Source organism: Streptomyces sp. NPDC033178 (genome assembly GCF_055577685.1).
Window position 1 is genome coordinate 16,495 of record NZ_JBVIPT010000018.1, and the last position, 18,011, is coordinate 34,505.

The following is an 18,011-nucleotide window of genomic DNA, read 5'->3' on the forward strand; positions in this document are numbered from 1 at the left end:
GGGGCAGGAGCCGCTGCAGTGTCTCTTCGGCGTCGCTGCGGAAGGTGACCACGAACGTTCCGTGGTCTTGCGGATGGAGGGACACGATGTCACTCGTGATCAGCTCGGCGATGTCGGCGACCGTGGCCTCGGGCACAAGCTCCTGCCGGATCAGTTGGAGCACCGGTAGGCCGATGCGCCCGACCATTGCGCACAGGACAGCGAGTTTGACCGCACTTGGCGAGGCCGTCCGGACAAATGCTTGGACAGGGTCGACCGGTGTGGCGCGGACGTGAGGGGTGCTGCCGCGCCGGACGCGCCCGGCCGGGGGAACAAGCACCGCGTCGCAGCCGCCCGGATCGCCGCGCATCTGGGCTCGTGCCCAGCGGCCGAGGGAATGCGGGCTCAGCGACAGGACGGGCACGGGGAGCCATGGCGAAGGGGGGTCCGTGAAGTCCTCCAGGAGCAGCGGCGCGTCGAAGTGCAGTGTGGTGCTGCCGTTGCCCGGTAGGGCCTGGGTGGCGGTGACGCCGGGGAGGTCCAGCGCGCTGCGCCGCCAGAGTTTCGGGGGCAGTGGGTCGAGCAGCGCTACCGGCGTGGACTGGGCCCAGGTGCGCAGTCGTTGCCAGATCTCCGGCTGGTACCAGCCGGGGGTCGAGCAGTCGGAGACGAGGAGGACAAGCCGCCTGCCTTGAGGGGAAAGCACGTGGTCGGGGCCGGCCACTGCCCCTTGGTGATCGTGGAGGTGGGGTTTTGAGTCTTCGAACGTCAGCCCCCAGGTGCGCAGCAGACGGAAGGCTCCCAGGTGATCCAGCACGCGCTCCAGCTCGCTGATCGTTTCCTTCCACACTTGCATGGACAGGGACCGGTCAACGATCAGCAACAGGTCGAACCATCGCTCCGGAGCGGCTCGGAACGCTGGGATCAGTTCACCGCTGCGGGCGTAGCCGTCGATCGTCTGCTCTATGTCGAGTTCCGTGTGCAGGCCGGCTACCCACGGCCGTTTGTAGGCCCGCAGTGCGCGTAAGAGGTCCAAGGTCTTGGGGAGGGCACGTCCCCGCGTGACAGCAATGGACTCGCCGGGCACGCTGCTGAGGCTGTCGGGCAGTTGCTCGTGCATCGTCGCGCCGGGCCGGGGTGGGCCAACCGCTGCCCGGCCGCCGCGAGGTCGGTGCCCGTACCCGGCATCGGCTCCCGGCGACAGCGGTCGGGGCTCTTCGGTGCCCGGCTGCCACCGGCTGGTCTCCCTGCGGAGCGTGGAGGCAAGCCAGACAGCTTCAGCCAGCGCCGTGGCGTCCAGGTCCGTCCCGGCCGCGTGCAGGCCGTGCAATACGTGCGACAAGTGGTCAGGCACGTGATAGCTCTCGCATGAGCAGCTCGACGACGTGCTGCCGTCCGGCGCCATCTGGCGCGGCAGCTCCGGACATCACATGGACAGCGTTGAGAAGCTGGTCGATGGCCAGGCTGTCGCCGCCTTCCAGCCTGGCGACGAATTCGTCGACGAGGTCTCGCACTGGCCCTCCGTCCTCGATGTCGATCTGCAGATGAGCCATGATCATTTGCCGAAGCAGGGGAACCGTCGGCGGCGACATGGTGTAGCGGATGCACCGGCGCAGGAAGGCAGCCGGGAAGTCGCGTTCCCCGTTGCTCGTCATCACGATGAACGGGAACTGTGTGCAGCGCACTCGGCCCCGCTCGATGTCGTGATGCTGGTCGCCGCCCCACTGCCGGACGGAGACGGTGTCCTCTTGGTAGCGGGCGAGTTCGGGGATCTCGTATTCGCCGCGTTCCAGGACGTCAAGGAGATCGCTGGGGAGATCGAGGTCGCTCTTGTCCACCTCGTCGATCAGCAGAGCGCGTGGAGGATCCGACGGCAGCAAGGCCGTGCCAAGCGGCCCCAGTTGCATGAACGGCGCAATGTCATCGACTCCACCGGCCTGGCCGAGCCGCTGCGCGTGGATACGGCCCAGGGCGTCGTACCGGTACAGCGCTTCGGTCAGGGTGCTGCGGGACGTGATGTGCCAGCGCAGCACGGCTCCGAGTTTCAGCTCTCTGGCCACCTGCTCGATGACGGTGGACTTGCCCGATCCGGCCGGTCCCGTCACGAGCAGCGGCCGCCGCAGGTGCAACGCCGCGTTCACGGACTCTACGAGGCCCACGGGGGGCTGGAACTGCTTCGCCATCGCGCGGCGCGGGAACGTCCGCCACGGCGGAGGGGGCGCGAGTTCCACGTCTCGCGGGATACCGTCCCCGGTGTAGTACGGACTCCAGGTCATGAAACGCTCCCGTGTACGGCGTCGTGGCTGTCGAACCAACTGCAGAAGTCGAGCCATTCGAGGTCGTGCCAGACGGATCTCAGATCGGCGAGCCGGTCGTACGGTGCGGCGGAAGTGCCCTGCCAGCGCCGCCGGTACGCCTCGGCCAGCTCGGTCGGCAGGCGGTCCCAGAACAGGTCCAGGAGCGCCTGTTCCGTCGGCGAGAAGTCCTTGTTGCTGTCGGGCCACAGCACGACGGGCACGTACGCCAGCAGGAGCTCCATCAGCTGCTTCAGGTGGGCCGGGCGGTGCGCGAATGCCACCGCGCGCGTGTACATACCGGCCCGTAACCGGTGTCCGAGGTCTTGAGGTTGGCCCGCGTCCTGTTCGGCCAGCCAGTCGATGGGGGCCTTAGCTGCACAGGCGCTCATCCGCTCCAGGCCCGCCCGGGCGTGGTCGTTGATCCACCACAGGTGGGCGGGTGGGTTCAGACGCATGCTCCAGCGCACCACCACATCGTGGTTCACGCCCAGGCGCACGCCGAAGTCGGTCTCTTCGGGCTTCCAGCGCAGGAGTAGCGACGTGGGGACGGCGACGTCTACGTGCTTCAGTGGCGCGTGGCGCAGCCGGGCGTGCCTGCGTGCCCATGCGACGGCTTCTCCGAGCTTCGCCTCGACCGCCGCCTGGGTCGGGGCACAGACGAGCTCCGCTCGTTCGCACGTCGTGCCGCCGTCCAGCAGCCACAGGCCCAGCGACTCGGGCCAGTCGTCCGCCACCGTGGCGTGCAGGCTGACGACCAGCCGCAGCCGCCGCGCGGCCTGGCCGCGCGAGAGGTCTTCCTGGGCGTCGTTGAGCTCGATCCTGGCCCCGCAGGCATCCGCCCATGTCGTGGCCTCGGGAGCGGAGAGATCCAGCCCGGCGTCGGCACCAAGCGCCGCGACGAAGCCAGTGACCAGGGCCGTCCGGCTGGCGCCGACCCGCGGCGCGCGCAGGATGAGCAGTTCGAGGAGGTCCGTGAGCAGCGCGGTGCCTGTGGTGTCCGGTACCAGTGCGTACACGTCGGCGGGCAGCGCGGGTAGTGCCGTGCGCAGCCTTTGGGTGGTGAGGCTGCTGCCGATCCAGGAGGTGAGAAAGGACTGGGTGACGAGGCAGGTGCGCAGGCCGTCCACGACGTGGATGGCCCGATGGACGAGGGCAACCGGCCCGATGCCCGTGCCGCTTTCCTTGATCGTTTGTATCTCGTGCCGTACCCGGTCCAGCTCATGCAGTGACCACGGCTCCGGCCAGGCCACGGCGGGGCCGACCGCTTCCAGCACTGATCGGAGTTCCTCGGCGCCGAGCGGGCCCGGGCCGGGGCGACCGGCGCCGGTGTGGCGGGGATTGTGCGACAGCCACAGGCCTTGCACCGCGAAGTGATCACCGTCGTGCTCCAGGCTGACGATGTCCTGGCCGATGACTGTGTGGCGCAACTGCTCCCGGAGGGCCGATACCCCGGCGTGTGTTCCTGCGCCCGGGATGCCCTGTCTCAGCAGTTCAGCGAGCTGCCTGCTGAAGACAAGGTCGTACGCCTCCTGTTCGGCCCCGGAGGCCATGAGCAGGGAGACGCGGGTGCGTCCGCCCCGCACCCCTGCCACGAGGGCCTTGACGTCGGGTACGGCTCCCGCAGCATGGCAGGTGTCGACCAGAGCAATGACGCCGTTGACGCCCGGCTGCTCCGCCGCCTGGACGATGAGATGGCCGACGTTCACCGCGCTGCCGAGTACGTCCGGCTGCGCGTCAGCTCCCATCACGTACAGCTCCGGGCGTCCGCGCGGCGCCATTCCATGGCCGAGGAAGGCCAGGACCAGTGTGGCGCCGTCGTCTCCGGCCCGCCGGGCGGCGGCTCGCACCGCCGCCTCGATCCGTGCCTGCGTCGCGTCTGTCCCGTACAGCACGGCGAGCCCATCGGGCAGCGCCGGGGAGCAGTGGCCCAGATCGTCCTGCTGGAGTACCTCGCTCAAGGCGTGTGTGGCGCCCTCCAACTCGTTCAGGTGGCCCATGGCTGTGTTCTGGGGCGCCAGGATGAGAAGCAGTCGCGAAGCGGTCATGCCGATGACCTCTCCCCTGCCAGACGGATGGCCTCCATGACCGGTCCGGCCACACTGGCCTGCGCCAGGTACTTGGTGGCCGTGTGGACCCAGAGGCCGTCGGAGTCCACCCGATCACTCACGGGCAGGCAGCCGCCGGGGTTGGGGAGCACGTCCCGCTCCAGCCACGGGCGCGGGGCGATGATGTCGTCCCGGTCCCAGTAGTTGAGCCAGCGCTCCACGCAGTCCGGGGTCGTAGGCGGCTGGGGGCGCAGCCGGGGGTGTACGACGGTGCGCATGCCGACCGGGGATCCGACCGTCACCAGCAGCGGTATGGACCCTTGGTGGTGGTGCAGGGTCTCCAGGGCGACGACACTCCCGAGGGAGTGCGCGATGACGACCGTCGGCCGATCATCGTCCAAGAAGCTGAGGACGCGGCCGCGGATGCGCTCGTCGAGCGTGCGTCCGTCGCCGTCCGGCTCCGCCCTGGCCAGATAGCGGGTCACCTGAGCGAGGTGCCCTGCCATGAGCCGGCCACTCGCCCACTGGCCCCCGCGGCGCAGGCCGGGCAGGGCCAGCAGCGTTGTGCAGACATTCACCAGCCGCCGTACAAAGTCCCCGCTGCCTTGCGATTGCTGTGTCGCCGTCAGCTCCACGCGCGCGTACTGCAGGACACGTCGCTCCCCCTCGTCCGGGCAGGTCTCCAGTTGCGTGTCGATCAAGTCCTCCAGCAACTGCCGGAGCACCTCGCCCTCGCCGGACTCGTCGTGCGGCGCCATGCCGCCTTGGGCATGGGGACGTGTGAACAGGTCCCCGTAGTAGGCGAAGGCGACGTCGGCGAAGCCGTTTCGGGCCAGTGCCGAAGCCTCCGGCGAATTACCCGCCTTGCGGGCTCCGATGGCCAGTGCGGCGAGCCAGGAGTCGCGTTCCGTCTCAGGGTCCCGTACGCCACCGATCCCATGAACGAACACTAAGGCCGCTCTCACGTCCAGGGTCCCCCTCCCCTACCTACTCTCCCACCGCACACACGCAGAGCAACGGTGCGGTGTACAACAGCAGTCACCGCGAGCCGCTTGTCGGAGAAGGAGCAGATTAGCAACCCCCGCGCAGGCGACGTGCAAGATAGCCCGATGCTGCTGGCCCGAACCGGGAAGCGTTGAGCTGCGCATCCGAACGGGATCAGCCCCCTGCAAGGCCGCGAAGGGGCGCGAAGGGGCGCGGGGAACGCTGTTGCTGCGCATGCCGAGGGCTCCGGCCCGAAGATCAGGCTCCAGTCGAGCCCACAGCCGGTGCCGTCGGACGCTCCGGCGAGTGCCTATGCCGCCGGAGACGCCTGCCAGGTGGCGCCGATGGGCCCGCGGCACGCCGTGACCGTGCGGTGTCGCGCAGGCCGATCGCAGCCAGGCACGCGGCTGTCGGTCCCCGGGAGGCCGCAGCACAGCGGCCTGCTTCGCGTTGGTGTCCTCGCACAGGTACGAGGACACCAACAGGTGAGGGGCCCACGCGGCAACGCGGCTCACTTCGGCCGGTAGCGTCGGGTGCTGTGACGCGTAGCAGGCGAAGGGAGAGGGCATGGCGGGGCTGCTGGCGGCGACCGAGCTCAACATCTTTATCGATCACCGGTTGTTCGGCTTGGTGGATGAAGACGGGCAGATGGGAGAGCACCCCGCCATGCCGGACGGCACCGGGGCGGTCGCGGCGAATTCGACCATGCTGTACGTGCGGACGCCCGACGACGTACTCAATACCCGTTTGCGGCTCGAGGCGTGGGACGGCCCTGCGGAGTTCACTCCAGAGCGGTGGCCGGTGCAGGGGGAAGCGGAGATGGATTTGCCGTCCGGACGTTTCCTCGTGGATGAGATCGCGGCTGGCGGCAAGAACGGTGTCTTCACGCTGCCGCATCCAGGGCGTTGGCGCGTCCGGGCGGCGTGGCGTCCCGGCGCCGCTCCCTACTCGGGCAGCAGCGATGATCCGGAGGGGTGGGCGCTGGTGCAGTTCTGGCCATCTCTGTGAATGGCCAGAACTGCACCAGCTCGCACTCGTGTCGGGCAGTGCCCGGTTACTGGCCGGCGATGTTGGTGATGGGCATGTGGAAGGCGTCGTGATCGAGGATGCGGTCAACGTCGTACCAGCGGCCGAGCCGTTGCCCAGCTTCCCCGTTCACCGTTCCCTTCACCCATCGGACGGAGTAGTGGCCCTCGTACTGGGCCCCGTCGTAGGTCGAGCGGCCCGCGCCTTCGTAGGTGGACGCCATGGGGTACTCGTCACACTCGTACGGGCCGCCGGAGGCCGGCAGGGAATCGCGGATGTCCCGCATTTCCTTGGTGCGGCAGTAGTTTCCTGAGATCCGCCGATTCTCCGCGTACCGGCTGCTCTGCGCCTCGCCCTTGGCCTGTGCGAGACGGTGCATGGGGTCGCCGGGGGTGGCACCGGCGAAATGCTTGCCCGTCCGTGTGGGCATGGTGGCATCGGGGTTGGTGCGGGCGTCGTGGAGGTGCTGGGCCACTTCGCCCACCGCCGGGTCGGATGCGTCGTAGGACAGGCCGGGCACCGCGCGGTCGAACACCGATCCGAGTTTGTGCGACTGCAGGTAGTAGGCGGAGTCGAAGCGCATTCCGCCCTCGGGGGACTCGGTGTCGATGAACTGGAAGTACCAGGGCAGGTCGAAGTCGTACTCGATGTGGAAGACACCGGTGCCGATCTGCTCGCCCTTGGAGGCGTCCGGGCTGGAGGCCTGGGAGAGCAGGTCCAGATGGGCGGAGCCGTCGCGCCGCCATTCACTGATCGGTTTCTCGACCTCGCTGCTGAGGCCGCCGAAACAGGCGTTGTCATCGACCTGCGGGTAGTCGTCGTCCAGGTAGTTGCCCTCGCACTCGATCTCGGCCGTGAGGTCCGCTCCGGACTCGGCGAAGGGGCCGGTCGCCCGGATGACGCCCACCTGTAGACGGAAGTCCGCCCACCGCGAAGTGGCGACGTGCTCGGCGCCGCCGACCTTGCCGAAGCCCATCAGCCGGTTGCGGGACATGAAGACCCCGGTCACACGGCACCTGAACGGCGGGAAGATGCTGCACTCGACGGCCGGCATCGCCAGCAGGTGGATCTGGCAGTACGAATACCGGTTCTTGATCCACCCCTGGTCACGCGCGGCCAGGTCGTACTGGTCCTCGCACGTGTCGGAGGACGGGTAGTCGTAGATGTCGTCCGGGATCCGGCCCGCCGGGAAGCGGGAGGAGTCGACGACATACGACTCCGGGTCCGCCTTGACCTGAGCCTCGGTCCTGAGCTTCGTCAGTTTCGACGGCCCGTCCTTGGTGGCCGGCGCCACCCCGAGGGCCTTGAGCGAACCGCCGCTGCGGTTGAGCTCGTTGACCACCTTCTCCGGATGGGCAACCAGATCCGGGTCGGAGATCACGTACGGGATGACCTTGTAGGTCACCTCGTCTTGGCCCGACCGCCCCTCAGCGTCCGGAGCCGCCTGGGCAGGAACCGCCCCCACCAGCAGCAAAGCCGCCGACATCGCCCCTAAAACCGCCATGTGTAACGCACGTGCTCTCAACTTGGACTCCCCCTTAAGGACACGGCCTGCGCAGGCAGGATCGTGCGCCTCGGGCAACGCTCACGGCGCTCCCCGCCCCGTAGACCACGGTCAAATCAAGTACAAGCAAAGGGAACCCAAAGATCATTGACAAGAAGCGTATCGGCCACCCCGCAGGCAGCACATAGCCCACACACGTGAGAGGGCGGTATGAGACCTGATGCCCGATTCTTCGTTTCGTGCGGGACGAGCGGGCAGGTCGTGGCGACTTCGGTCGACTACGGCCGGGGCTGAGTGAACAAGCCTGGCTCGGTCTCGGCCAGGATCCCGCGGCCGGCCAGCCGCTTGAGCTTGAGGCGGACGTTGTTGATGTTGTTGGGCGCGACCGCCATGTCCATCGCCTCGCACACCTGCCGCGCACGCAGCGGCTGGTCGGCCGCGGTGAACACCGCCATGATCTGCTCGTAGGCCGGATGGTCCGGCAGTTTCGGTGCCGGCGGCGCGGGCGGCTGCGGGTCGGGCAGCCCCAGCAGTGTCTTGCGGGTGATCCGGACTTCCTCGGCGGCCCGGCCGAGTTCGTCGAGCTGTGTGGTCAGATGCATGATCTGTTCTCGCGTGGTCTCGGCCTGCACGGTGATCTCGCGTTCCCGCTCCTCCAGCCGTGCCAGCACCGCGCCGAGGGTCAGCTCCCCGCCGGTCATGCGGTGCGCCAGGCCGGCGTGGTCGCCGCGGTCAGCCGACGCAGTATCACCGCGGTCATCGCCCAGTACACCCGCGACTCCGAACTGCGGGGCAGATGCTCGTAGTCGCGCACCAGCCTGCGGTACAGCATCAGGATCCCATACGCGCGTTCCACGACCCACCGCTTGGCCTGGGGAACGAACCCGCTCTGCGCGGGATTGCGCTCCACGACCTCCACCTCGATGCCCACCTTCTCTCCGTGCGCGACGACGGCGTTCTTGAAGCCCTGGTCGACCAGGGCCTTCTGCACGGTGTCGGTGTCGGCGGCGACCTTGTCCAGCAACGCGATGCCGACGGCGTTCTCGTGCGCCGACGCGGCCGCCACGACTACCGCGATCACCAGCCCCAGAACGTCAACGGCCAGGCCGCGCTTGCGGCCCGGTACTTTTTTTGCCGCATCGCGCCCCGTCGACTCGGCGGGCACTCCGGCCGCCGCGTGCACGCTCTGGGTGTCGAGCACCACCAGGCTCGGGTCCGCCTTCCGACGCGCCATTTCCCGCACCTGCCAGCGCAGCAGGTCGTGAATGGTCTGGTCGATGCCGTCGTCACGCCAGGTGTAGAAGTAGTACTTCACCGCGCCGGGTGGCGGAAAGTCATGTGGGAGCAGCTCCCACTGGCAACCGGTCCGGCCCTGGTAGAGCAGTGCGTTGACGATCTCCCGCATCGCGTACCGACCCTGATGGCCGCTGACCGAGAGATGCGCGGCCTTCCACGCGGCGATCACACGCTCGACCAGCGCCCACTGCTCGTCGCTCACGTCGGTCTTGTAGGGCTTGCGCTCGCTCACGGTGCCCAGCTCAACATGCCCATGGCCGCCGACCGGCCGGGACGCCGCACCGCCACACCTTCCGGTGACGACAAAACCCCTATGCACTCTCATTCCGCCCTCTCAGAGCCCGGATGCGTTCGTGCCGTACTTGGATTACTGCCGGCAACGGCTGGCCGATGATCCTCATCTGTGGGCCTCGACGCTGTTCGACGAGGTCACCGGCCTGGGATATGAAGGCGGCTACTCGACGTTCACCCGTGCCCTTCGCCGGTATCAGGCCCGGCCGCACTGCGAGCCGTGCCACGCGGCGACGGGCCGCAACGTCGCGGTGATCGCGCATCCGCCGGGTGAGGAAATCCAGTTCGACTGGCTGGAGTTGCCGGACGCGCCCGACGGGTGGGGAGTGGGCGAGCACGCCCATCTGCTGGTCGGGGCGCTCGCGCACTCGGGCCGGTGGCGGGCGGTGCTCGCGGAGTCCGAGGACTTCCCGCACCTGGTCCAGGCCCTCGATCAGATGGTGCGCAAGCTGGGCGGCACCGCCAGGCGGTGGCGCTTCGACCGGATGGCGACGGTCTGCTATCCCTCCAGTGGCCAGGTCACCGCGTCCTTCGCGGCGGTCGCGAAGTACTACGGGGTCGGGGTGGACATCTGCCCGCCGCGCCGCGGCAACCGGAAGGGCGTGGTGGAGAAGGCCAACCACTCGGCCGCGCAACGCTGGTGGCGCACGGTCCCTGACGCGCTGAGTGTCATCCAGGCTCAGTCCGGCATCGACAAGCTCGCCGTCCGGATGGACGACCGGCGCCGAGTGGTGGCCGGGGTCAAGATGACCGTGGGTGAACTCGCCGCCTGTGAACCGCTGTTGGACATCCCGGTTCGTCCGTTCCCGGCCGAGCTGGAGGTCGAGCGGATGGTCAGTGCCCAGAGCCTGGTGTCCTTCGAGGGGAATCAGTACTCGGTGCCGCCGGGCTTGCCCGGCGCCCAGGTCCGGGTCCTGCACCGGCTCGGTGAGGACCATCTCAGCATCGCTACCGCCGGCCGGGCGGTCATCGCCCGCCACCGCCGAGCACCCCGCGGCGCCGGGCAGACAGTGCGGGACGCCGGGCACGTGATCGCGTTGGAACGCGAGGTACTGGCCGCCTTCTCCGACCGGGCTCCGTGCAAGAACAAGGTCCGCCGCCCGCCGTCGCAGGCCGCTCTCGCGGAGGCCGAGCGGCTGCGCGGGCAGCAGGCCGCGGGTGATCCGGCTGAACGGGTCGTGATCGACCTGTCCCACTATGCCGCCGTGGCCGACCGGCTGCGGAGTGTTCCCTCACCGAAGGAGGAGAACAAGGAGTGAGTACATCGCCGATGCAGATGAGCGAAGCACGCCGCTTCCAGCAGCTGCGGGGCCATCTGTCCTACCTCAAACTCAACGATGCTGCCGAGGCGTTGAACCGGGTCTGTGATCAGGCCCGCGCCGAGCGGAAGTCGCTGACCGCGGCCCTGGAGCGGCTGCTGGAGATTGAGGTCGAGACCACCGAGGCCCGCCGGCTGGCGGCCCGGCTGCGGTTCGCCTGCCTGCCCGAGCCCTGGACCCTGAACGACTTCGACTTCGCCGCCCAGCCGGGCGTCGACGAGAAACTCATCCGCGACCTGGCCACTCTGCGCTTCCTCGACGACGCTTCCAACGTCCTTTCGTCGGGCCGCCCGGAGTCGGCAAGACCATGCTGTCCGTCGCGCTCGGGCGGGCCGCGGTCGAGGCCGGCAACCGCGTCTACTTCACCACCGCCGCCGAACTGGCGGCCAAGTGCCACAAGGCCGCGCTCGAAGGGCGTTGGAAGACCTGCATGAACTTCTTCGCCGGACCGAAGCTGTTGATCATCGACGAGCTGGGCTATCTCCCGCTGCCCGAGGACGGGGCCTCGGCCCTGTTCCAGGTGATCAACCAGAGGTATCTGAAGTCGTCCACGATTCTGACGACCAATGTCGGTATCGCCGACTGGGGCCAGGTCTTCGGCGACGAGGTCCTCGCCACCGCCATCCTCGACCGTCTCCTGCACCACTGCGAGGTCGTCTCGATCAACGGCAACAGCTACCGCCTCAAGAACCGCCTCCAAGCCATCGAACGGGACACCGACGTGGCCTGAGTGGTGCACATAACTCCGTAATTGGCGGAGCACTCAGATCAGTACGGGGACAGCAGCAGCCACCGGGCGACGGGACGGGGGATGCGCCTCCGGCCAGCACCCCGCCTCAGACGCCCGTCGTGCCCCTCATCCCGCCGTCTCCCCCCACACCCGCTGCCCTCTGATCCCCGCAATCGCACCGTAGGCATCGCATGCATCGCCTCTGGTGGCACCGCTGTTCACGGTCACGGCCCAGCACCGCAGACGAGATCATGCAGGAGGCCTTCGCCTCCCTTGCCGACGAGGACGCCACCACCTTCACTCGTAGTTCCGGGCGGCTCTCAGTGCTCGCGCGAAGAAGTCCCAGTCTCCTGTGGGCGGCAGATCCTGCCCATGGTTGGAGTACCACCCAGGGGAATCCGAGACCCACGCGTCCAGAGCCTCTAGGAAGCTGTCCAGCGTCCCGTTCTCCCAGTCCGCGCCGTTCTCCGCATGGTCCGCGCGGAACCGCGCCAGAAAGGCGCTGAAGGCCTCTCGGTCGGCAAAGTGATCATCAGGTGACAGGGGAGCGGTCATGGCCACGACCCTAGCGGTGGTTTGTTAGGCCCGGACGTAGAGGTTCAGGGGTCTGCCGGTGCCGACGGTGCTGATCAGTTGCTGTAGTGCTGTGGGCGGGGGCTCCGTCGTCCAGGCCCGCCAGTAACGTTGCAGCGTGGCCCAGGGCATCAGCCAGCCACGGACGGCGCGGATGGCCTGGGGCCAGCAGGCCGGTCGGGGCTGCTGGGACCCGGGTTCTCCCCCTCTCTGCCGGTCCTGACGGTGCGTCAGGCTCGGGTGGTGGGCCGACTGGAGCGGGCGGGGGTGGGCCGGGGGTGAACCAGGTGTTCCAGCAGAAGCTGAAGGCACAGTTCACGAGGGTCTGGTGGCGGCGGATGCCGGTGTCGGAGCGGACCTGGAAGTCGGCCCAGCCGAGCTCGTCCTTGACCTGCTTGTAGCTCTGCTCGACCCAGTGCCGCAGCCCGTAGAGCCGTACCACTTCGGTGAATTCGGGGCGGGGTGGCGGCTGTGCGCCTCGCGGAGTGATCCGGGCCGGGCAGGTTGGTGGCCAGGTACCAGGTGGACGTCTCGGGCAGGGTGGCCGGGTCGGTGGTGGCCACCACGAGCCGGATCACGCCGTCCGGTCCCCACCAGCCCAGCTGGGCGTCGGCGGCCCACCAGGGCGCGGTGCGTCCGTTGCGGAAGGTGCGGGTCACCGGCTGCCAGTCGCCGCTCTGTTCGGGGCCGTACCAGGCCAGTTCGCGGGAGGCATCGACGGGCCGGAAGGCGTCCTTGTACTGCCAGGTGCCGTGGCCGCGTTTGAGAGCCATCACGAACGGCAACCGGGCGTCGGACAATTCAGCGCGGAAGGTGTTGTGGTCGCCGTAGGCGCAATCGGCGACGACCGCCCAGAACACCACGCCCGCTGTCTTCGCCGCGCGGGCCAGGGCGGCCCCGATCTGCAGCTTGGTGCGAAAGGCCGGGTCATTCTTCCCGCCGCGGAAGTGGTGGGCGGGGGTGTAGGGCACGGCATGCAGCGGGTAGTAGAGGCGTTCGTCGGCCCAGCAGGTGGTCACCGTGACCACCCCACGGTCGATCTTCCCGACCGAGCCCAGGTACTGCTTGCCCACATGCGCGGTCGCGCCGCCGTCCTTGCGGTCACCGGAATCGTCGATGACCAGCACCCCGCCATCATGCGGCGCAGTGGCTGGGTCGGCCAGCAACAACTCCAGGCGGCGGGCATTGACCTGCTCGCCGTCCCAGGTCGACTCGGACAGGAAGAACTGCAGGCGCTGCACCGCCGCATGCTGGGCACCCACCACGGGCTCCGTGCCGGCCAGACACGTCAGTGTCTTGTTGCGGTCCCGCGGCAGCAACAGGCCGGCCAAATACTCGCGAAACCCCGCCGCTGGGCCAACGTCCCGAAGAGATCGTCGAAGCCGGCGGCGTACGCTTCCAGCGGACCCGGCGCGGGCGGACACGGCAGCCGCTTCGTCATCTCAGGCTCCCCAGACCGTAGTTGACTCCTTCACCTCACGGCCTACTCCCGCACGAACCCGCCGTCAACAAACCACCGCTAGCCGTTGCTTCCGGATCAGGCCAGGTGCCTGCTGAACCAGTCCCTGGCCAGCTCGGTGACCGATTCCAGGGTGCCGGGTTCCTCGAAGAGATGCGTGGCACCGGGGACGGTGGCCAGCTGATGCTCGCAACTCATGCGCGCCGAGGCCTGCCGGTTGAGGTCCAGGACCAAGTGGTCGCGGCCCCCGACGATGAGCAGCGTCGGAGCCTTCACCTCCGGAAGCCTGGGGCCGGCCAGGTCCGGCCTGCCTCCGCGGGAGACGACCGCCGTGACGTCTGCGGCGGGCTCCGCCGCGGCCCACAGCGCGGCGGCGGCGCCTGTGCTGGCACCGAAGTAACCGAACTCCGTGCCCTGGGTGTCGGGCTGCTCGCGCAGCCATTCGGTCGCCTGGGTCAGGCGGCGGGCGAGCAGCGCCGTGTCGAACACGTTGTCCCGGTTCACCGCCTCGGCCTCGGTGAGCAGATCGAACAGAAGCGTGCCCAGACCGGCACGGTTCAGCCCGGTGGCCACGAAGCGGTTGCGCGGACTCTTCCTGCTGCTGCCGCTGCCGTGGGCGAAGAGGACGACCCCGGGGGCACCGCGGGGCACCGTGAGCCGCCCGTCGAGCGCGGTGCCTCCGGCCGGTATCCGGACCGACCTGTCATAGGGCAGGGAATCGTGCTCCGGGGAGGCGCTGCCCGCGGCCGACGGCGCGTCGGAGGTGGCGTGCGCCGCGTGGTTATGCGTCAGGCAGGCGATGACCTCCTCGTCGCTCGTCTGCCCGAAGTCCGCGTAGAACTCACTGATCGCGTGGAACTGCCGGGATGTGTGCAGACAGACGCCTTCGTCCGCCTCGCCTCCGAGGCGGGCCGACCAGTTGTGTGGCGCCACGGGAACCGCCAGCACGATCCGCGACGCGCCGCGGGCGCGCGCAATCCGGCAGGCCGCCAGTGCCGTGGAGCCGGTCGCCAGACCGTCGTCCACCACCAGAACCGTCCGTCCCCCGTACCGGGCCGGCTGCCGCTCGCCCCGATAGCGGCGGGCGTGCTGCTCCAGGACGCCGCGCTCGTGTTCCTCCACCGCCGCCAGATCACGGCCGGTCACACCCGTCGCCCGCACCACCGCTTCATTGACGACGCGCACGCCTTCCTCGCCGATGGCGCCCATGGCCAGTTCCGGCTGGGAGGGCACCCCCAGCTTGCGTACGAGGCAAACGTCGAGCGGAGTGCCCAGGGCCTCTGCGATCTGCGCGGCGACCGGGACGCCGCCGCGGGGAAGTCCCACGACCACCAGATCCTGGCCCTTGAGGTGGTGCAGGCGGGCGGCGAGCCGCCGGCCCGCGTCGGTTCGGTCTGTGAAGTACATGGTCGCCTCCCGGGTCAGGTGCGGTCCTCAAGTCCCGACTGTCCGTTGTGCGCGCCCGGCCGTTGCGGAGACGGTCCAGCGGCCCGGAGCCCGGTGAGTCCACGACACGCGCCAACGGCGCGCCGGGGCGTGTGCGTCGCCGAGCAGTCCGCGCTCCCCCGTCGGGTGCATGGTCGCGCTTACGCCTGCGGCCCCTTGGGGCGGCCGGACGGTGATGGTGTTGTCCGGGTTCCGTTCGACGTGTGAGCCGTAGGCCCGGCTGATCCGGCCCAGAGCGTCCTGCACCCACCGCGAGTCCTCGACCATCGCGCGCTCCAGCCGCATCCGCCGGGACCGCATCGGGGCGATGCGCACGTCGTGGAACCTACCGTCGTCCGGGTCCACGGTGACGAAGTACAGCAGCCGAAGGTCGTCCCGGTACTCCTCGAAGCCGCCGATTCCCTCGCAGTCGTTGATCAGGTCGCCGCAGCCGTGGGTGATGAGCTTTCCCCGGTACGACTCCAACCGCCGCGGATGGTGCGAGGAGTGCCCGTGCACAACGTCCGCGCCGCCGTCGATGAGCGCATGGCCGAAACGGACCTCGTCACGCGGGATGCCGTAGCCCCAGTGAACCGAGACGACCACGATGTCTCCCGGCCGCTTGGCCGGACGCAGCCGGGCTGCGATCCCGGCTGCGGCGGCATCCGACGGCTCGGCGACGAAGTCGACCCCACTGTGCTGTGCCGTGGCGGCCCAGCTGCCGGGTATGCCACTGGAGGCCATCCCCACGGAGAAGACCAGGACGCGCCGACCGCCTACGACGGGGACGATCGCGTGACGCCGGGCCGCGTGGGCGTCCTGCCCCGCCCCTGCCGAGCGGAGACCCGCGTCCGCCACGGCGTGGAGGGTCTCTTCCAGCCCGCGGCGGCCGTAGTCCAGCACATGATTGTTGGCCAGGGCGCAGGCGTGCGGACGGGCGGCGGCCAGACCGGGCAGGTTGGCCGGGTGCATCCGGTAGTGCATCTCTTTGCCGGGCGCGATCTCGTCGTTCTGCGTGACGGCGGTCTCCAGGTTGAGGATCCGGGCGTCGGCGGCGAGCACGTCCAGCGTGTCGCCCCAGGGCCAGGGGAAGTCGACCGGACGGGGAATCATGCCGTTCGCCGCCTCGGCCAGCTCCACGTAGGCGCGGGCGTCCTTGATGTACGACTCCGGCAGCTTCGGATCGCCGGGGTGCGGAAGGATCTGGTCGACTCCGCGGCCGAGCATCACATCGCCGGCCAGGAACAGCGTGACGAGGTCACTGCCCATTCCTCCAGGTTAGGCCGGTCCGGCGGGTACTGCTCCCGGGCGGCGAACGGGGGCCTGCAGGCGTATGCCCTCCGGCGCCCGCCCCTTGGGGGCGAGGCCGGGTCGGTAGCCAGAGAGCGCCGCCGGGTTCACGCACTCCCCTCGAGCAGTCTCTTCAGCGTCTGCTCGTTCCTCGGCATTTCCTTGCGCACATGCGGACGGACGACGAGCGGAACGAGCACCTTGCCGATTCCATGCGTCTCGAAGTCGAGGGACATCGTCAGGCGCGACCGTTCACCGTCGCCGAGCGGCTCGATAGTCCCTTTCACATGTCCTCGGATGGGACCGTCAATGCCGTCGACCCGCCAGCTCCTCGGCGGATCCAGCTCGGTCACCTCCGAGGTCATCGGGATGTCCCGGTGACCGATCCGCCGGGTCACCACGGCTCTCGAGCCCACGGCCAGAGGAGCCTCTCCCACGGGGCGTACCGACACGGCACTCTCCTGCCACTCGGGGAGGTGCGAGGGATCGGTCACGTAGGTGAAGACGTCTTCGGGGCGACAGGAGATGTCGATGCTTTCTTTGATCACGGACATTTCATCACCTTTTATCACTTTATATACATGATCCCACGGTGCCGGCGACGCACCAACTCCACCAACCGGACGGGGCGAACGCGGCAATCAGGGGCGTGGGCGCGGGCCGTTTCCGGCGGCTGGCAACGCTGGCGTCATGCGCCGGGCGCGCGGTACTCCACCTTCTGACGGGCCGCCTCGTCGATCTCGCCGGGCGACAGCAGGACGACCGTGCTCGTACGCACACCACCGGCCGCCGACACCACCAGGCCCATGGCCGCGGCGGAGGCATTGCCCGGCAGGTCCACAGTGACGTAGACGTCGTCGTCACCGAAGGCCCAGTACATCGACTCGAGTCGACCCCCAATGCTCTGCACCATATGATCGACGACCTCGCGACGCGCGGTACCGCCCTCTTCGAGCAGGCCCTTCAGTCCGTCGACGGTCAACTTGACCTTGAAGAGGTATTTCGCCATGGCTTCACCTTTCATACGCGCTTGAGTAGTCACTTCTGCACCTTGTCTACCTTTCGCCACACACCTCTCGTCACCGGTGGGCACCCATACGGCTGACGAGCCCGCCTGCGCTGGGCCACGACGCGGCTGCAGGCCGAAGCTCATCGCAGCCGCAGGTCCCGGGCTGCGATGAGCTTCGACGAGGTCCGGCCCCGGTCCCCGAGCGGGAGCGCCGCTCGTGGCCGATCCCGCGTCAGTTGTTCTGAGTGGTGCGGCGCCGACGGATCAGGTGCATGGCCTCGGCACCGCCGAGGGCGTGTTAAAGATCTACACGCCCGTAGTTCGTGTCACGGAAGTACTGCACCGTCACCCGGTGATCCGGGTCACGGTAGTGACGCACTGCACCCCTGCGGCGGCGTGACCCTCCACCCGCACGCCAGGGTCGAGTCGGCCGATCAGGTGCAGATACCGCGATTTTACGTAATCCCTTCGAGTAAGGCGTTACCCATAAAGGGCGAACCGGCAAAATAAGGGGGCGGGTGATGGAAGGGGAATCGACGGGAGAGTGGTGCATGCCTTTTCGGAAGAGTAAGGCGCAGCTGAAGGCCCGGGCCGGGCAGGCGGCGGTCAGTGGATACGGTGCGGCGGACGGGCGGCTGCCTGTCAGCGAGCTGGCCAGGCAGTTGTTGCGCAAAGCCTTTCCCGACCACTGGTCCTTTCTCCCCGAGCACTGCCGGGCTGCCACCTGACGTGGTCCGGCAGGAGGTGGGCGGCGCCGCGGATTCGGGGCGCCGCCCACCTCCGT

At 68.8% G+C, this 18,011-nt stretch carries 15 protein-coding genes and 3 pseudogenes; 5 read left to right on the plus strand and 13 right to left on the minus strand.

Annotation, left to right across the window (positions count from 1 at the left end; translation table 11 throughout):
• Positions 1-4: 4 nt before the first annotated feature.
• From ACZ5VQ_RS36230 to ACZ5VQ_RS36245, 4 genes and pseudogenes are all read right to left on the minus strand, one after another.
• Positions 5-1,384 (minus strand): annotated as a pseudogene (locus ACZ5VQ_RS36230) (SAV_2336 N-terminal domain-related protein); the annotation flags it as partial.
• Positions 1,326-2,255, minus strand: a complete 930-nt coding sequence (locus ACZ5VQ_RS36235) for an AAA family ATPase (RefSeq protein ID WP_469108649.1) — start codon at positions 2,253-2,255, stop codon at positions 1,326-1,328. The pseudogene ACZ5VQ_RS36230 and the gene ACZ5VQ_RS36235, both read right to left, overlap by 59 nt.
• Entirely contained in the window at positions 2,252-4,321 is a 2,070-nt protein-coding gene (locus tag ACZ5VQ_RS36240) for a vWA-MoxR associated conflict system protein (RefSeq protein ID WP_469108650.1), read from the minus strand. Before ACZ5VQ_RS36240 ends, ACZ5VQ_RS36235 begins: the two co-directional genes overlap by 4 nt.
• On the minus strand, positions 4,318-5,286 hold the full coding sequence (locus tag ACZ5VQ_RS36245; RefSeq protein ID WP_469108651.1) for an alpha/beta hydrolase: 969 nt from the start codon (positions 5,284-5,286) through the stop codon (positions 4,318-4,320). The genes ACZ5VQ_RS36240 and ACZ5VQ_RS36245 overlap by 4 nt, the downstream gene beginning before the upstream one ends.
• A 586-nt stretch (positions 5,287-5,872) precedes the next feature.
• Here ACZ5VQ_RS36245 and ACZ5VQ_RS36250 point away from each other — a divergent pair.
• A complete protein-coding gene (locus tag ACZ5VQ_RS36250; RefSeq protein ID WP_469108652.1) occupies positions 5,873-6,313 on the plus strand; it encodes a hypothetical protein in 441 nt (146 codons plus the stop codon).
• Between the two features lie 46 nt (positions 6,314-6,359).
• On the opposite strand, the gene ACZ5VQ_RS36255 is transcribed toward ACZ5VQ_RS36250, so the two are convergent.
• From ACZ5VQ_RS36255 to ACZ5VQ_RS36265, 3 genes are all read right to left on the minus strand, one after another.
• Positions 6,360-7,817, minus strand: coding sequence for a NucA/NucB deoxyribonuclease domain-containing protein (locus tag ACZ5VQ_RS36255; RefSeq protein ID WP_469108653.1), 1,458 nt, complete (start codon positions 7,815-7,817; stop codon positions 6,360-6,362).
• Between the two features lie 296 nt (positions 7,818-8,113).
• Positions 8,114-8,536, minus strand: a complete 423-nt coding sequence (locus tag ACZ5VQ_RS36260) for a hypothetical protein (RefSeq protein WP_469108654.1) — start codon at positions 8,534-8,536, stop codon at positions 8,114-8,116.
• The gene (locus ACZ5VQ_RS36265) at positions 8,533-9,363 is read right to left on the minus strand and encodes an IS5 family transposase (RefSeq protein WP_469108655.1); all 831 of its coding nucleotides are present in this window, start codon (positions 9,361-9,363) and stop codon (positions 8,533-8,535) included. The genes ACZ5VQ_RS36260 and ACZ5VQ_RS36265 overlap by 4 nt, the downstream gene beginning before the upstream one ends.
• A 121-nt stretch (positions 9,364-9,484) precedes the next feature.
• On the opposite strand from ACZ5VQ_RS36265, the gene ACZ5VQ_RS36270 reads away from it, so the two are divergent.
• Positions 9,485-10,681 carry a Mu transposase domain-containing protein gene (locus tag ACZ5VQ_RS36270; RefSeq protein WP_469108656.1) on the plus strand — a complete coding sequence of 399 codons (1,197 nt, stop codon included), beginning with the start codon at positions 9,485-9,487 and terminating at the stop codon, positions 10,679-10,681.
• Positions 10,682-10,698: 17 nt separating this feature from the next.
• Positions 10,699-11,471: pseudogene (istB, locus tag ACZ5VQ_RS36275) on the plus strand (IS21-like element helper ATPase IstB).
• Between the two features lie 297 nt (positions 11,472-11,768).
• Here the strand turns inward: istB and ACZ5VQ_RS36280 are convergent.
• From ACZ5VQ_RS36280 to ACZ5VQ_RS36305, 6 genes and pseudogenes are all read right to left on the minus strand, one after another.
• Positions 11,769-12,026 (minus strand): DUF7660 family protein, encoded by a 258-nt coding sequence (locus tag ACZ5VQ_RS36280; RefSeq protein ID WP_469108657.1) that lies wholly within the window; start codon positions 12,024-12,026, stop codon positions 11,769-11,771.
• A 10-nt stretch (positions 12,027-12,036) separates the two neighbouring features.
• Positions 12,037-13,485 (minus strand): annotated as a pseudogene (locus tag ACZ5VQ_RS36285) (IS701 family transposase).
• Positions 13,486-13,581: 96 nt separating this feature from the next.
• Positions 13,582-14,910 carry a phosphoribosyltransferase family protein gene (locus ACZ5VQ_RS36290; protein ID WP_469108658.1) on the minus strand — a complete coding sequence of 443 codons (1,329 nt, stop codon included), beginning with the start codon at positions 14,908-14,910 and terminating at the stop codon, positions 13,582-13,584.
• 27 nt (positions 14,911-14,937) lie between these two features.
• A complete protein-coding gene (locus ACZ5VQ_RS36295; RefSeq protein WP_469108659.1) occupies positions 14,938-16,197 on the minus strand; it encodes a CapA family protein in 1,260 nt (419 codons plus the stop codon).
• 128 nt (positions 16,198-16,325) lie between these two features.
• The gene (locus tag ACZ5VQ_RS36300) at positions 16,326-16,772 is read right to left on the minus strand and encodes an SRPBCC family protein (protein WP_469108660.1); all 447 of its coding nucleotides are present in this window, start codon (positions 16,770-16,772) and stop codon (positions 16,326-16,328) included.
• Between the two features lie 134 nt (positions 16,773-16,906).
• Positions 16,907-17,227 (minus strand): GYD domain-containing protein, encoded by a 321-nt coding sequence (locus tag ACZ5VQ_RS36305; RefSeq protein WP_469108661.1) that lies wholly within the window; start codon positions 17,225-17,227, stop codon positions 16,907-16,909.
• Between the two features lie 217 nt (positions 17,228-17,444).
• On the opposite strand from ACZ5VQ_RS36305, the gene ACZ5VQ_RS36310 reads away from it, so the two are divergent.
• Both ACZ5VQ_RS36310 and ACZ5VQ_RS36315 read left to right on the plus strand, forming a co-directional pair.
• Positions 17,445-17,627 (plus strand): hypothetical protein, encoded by a 183-nt coding sequence (locus ACZ5VQ_RS36310; RefSeq protein WP_469108852.1) that lies wholly within the window; start codon positions 17,445-17,447, stop codon positions 17,625-17,627.
• A gap of 151 nt (positions 17,628-17,778) precedes the next feature.
• Positions 17,779-17,955, plus strand: coding sequence for a hypothetical protein (locus tag ACZ5VQ_RS36315; RefSeq protein WP_469108853.1), 177 nt, complete (start codon positions 17,779-17,781; stop codon positions 17,953-17,955).
• Positions 17,956-18,011: the final 56 nt, after the last annotated feature.

Coding starts and splice junctions, on each gene's coding strand:
- ACZ5VQ_RS36235 (WP_469108649.1), bottom strand. CDS start 2,255: ATGACCTGGAGTCCGTACTACACCGGGGACGGTATCCCGCGAGACGTG.
- ACZ5VQ_RS36240 (WP_469108650.1), bottom strand. CDS start 4,321: ATGACCGCTTCGCGACTGCTTCTCATCCTGGCGCCCCAGAACACAGCC.
- ACZ5VQ_RS36250 (WP_469108652.1), top strand. CDS start 5,873: ATGGCGGGGCTGCTGGCGGCGACCGAGCTCAACATCTTTATCGATCAC.
- ACZ5VQ_RS36255 (WP_469108653.1), bottom strand. CDS start 7,817: ATGTCGGCGGCTTTGCTGCTGGTGGGGGCGGTTCCTGCCCAGGCGGCT.
- ACZ5VQ_RS36260 (WP_469108654.1), bottom strand. CDS start 8,536: ATGACCGGCGGGGAGCTGACCCTCGGCGCGGTGCTGGCACGGCTGGAG.
- ACZ5VQ_RS36280 (WP_469108657.1), bottom strand. CDS start 12,026: ATGACCGCTCCCCTGTCACCTGATGATCACTTTGCCGACCGAGAGGCC.
- ACZ5VQ_RS36290 (WP_469108658.1), bottom strand. CDS start 14,910: ATGTACTTCACAGACCGAACCGACGCGGGCCGGCGGCTCGCCGCCCGC.
- ACZ5VQ_RS36295 (WP_469108659.1), bottom strand. CDS start 16,197: ATGGGCAGTGACCTCGTCACGCTGTTCCTGGCCGGCGATGTGATGCTC.
- ACZ5VQ_RS36300 (WP_469108660.1), bottom strand. CDS start 16,772: ATGTCCGTGATCAAAGAAAGCATCGACATCTCCTGTCGCCCCGAAGAC.
- ACZ5VQ_RS36305 (WP_469108661.1), bottom strand. CDS start 17,227: ATGGCGAAATACCTCTTCAAGGTCAAGTTGACCGTCGACGGACTGAAG.
- ACZ5VQ_RS36315 (WP_469108853.1), top strand. CDS start 17,779: ATGCCTTTTCGGAAGAGTAAGGCGCAGCTGAAGGCCCGGGCCGGGCAG.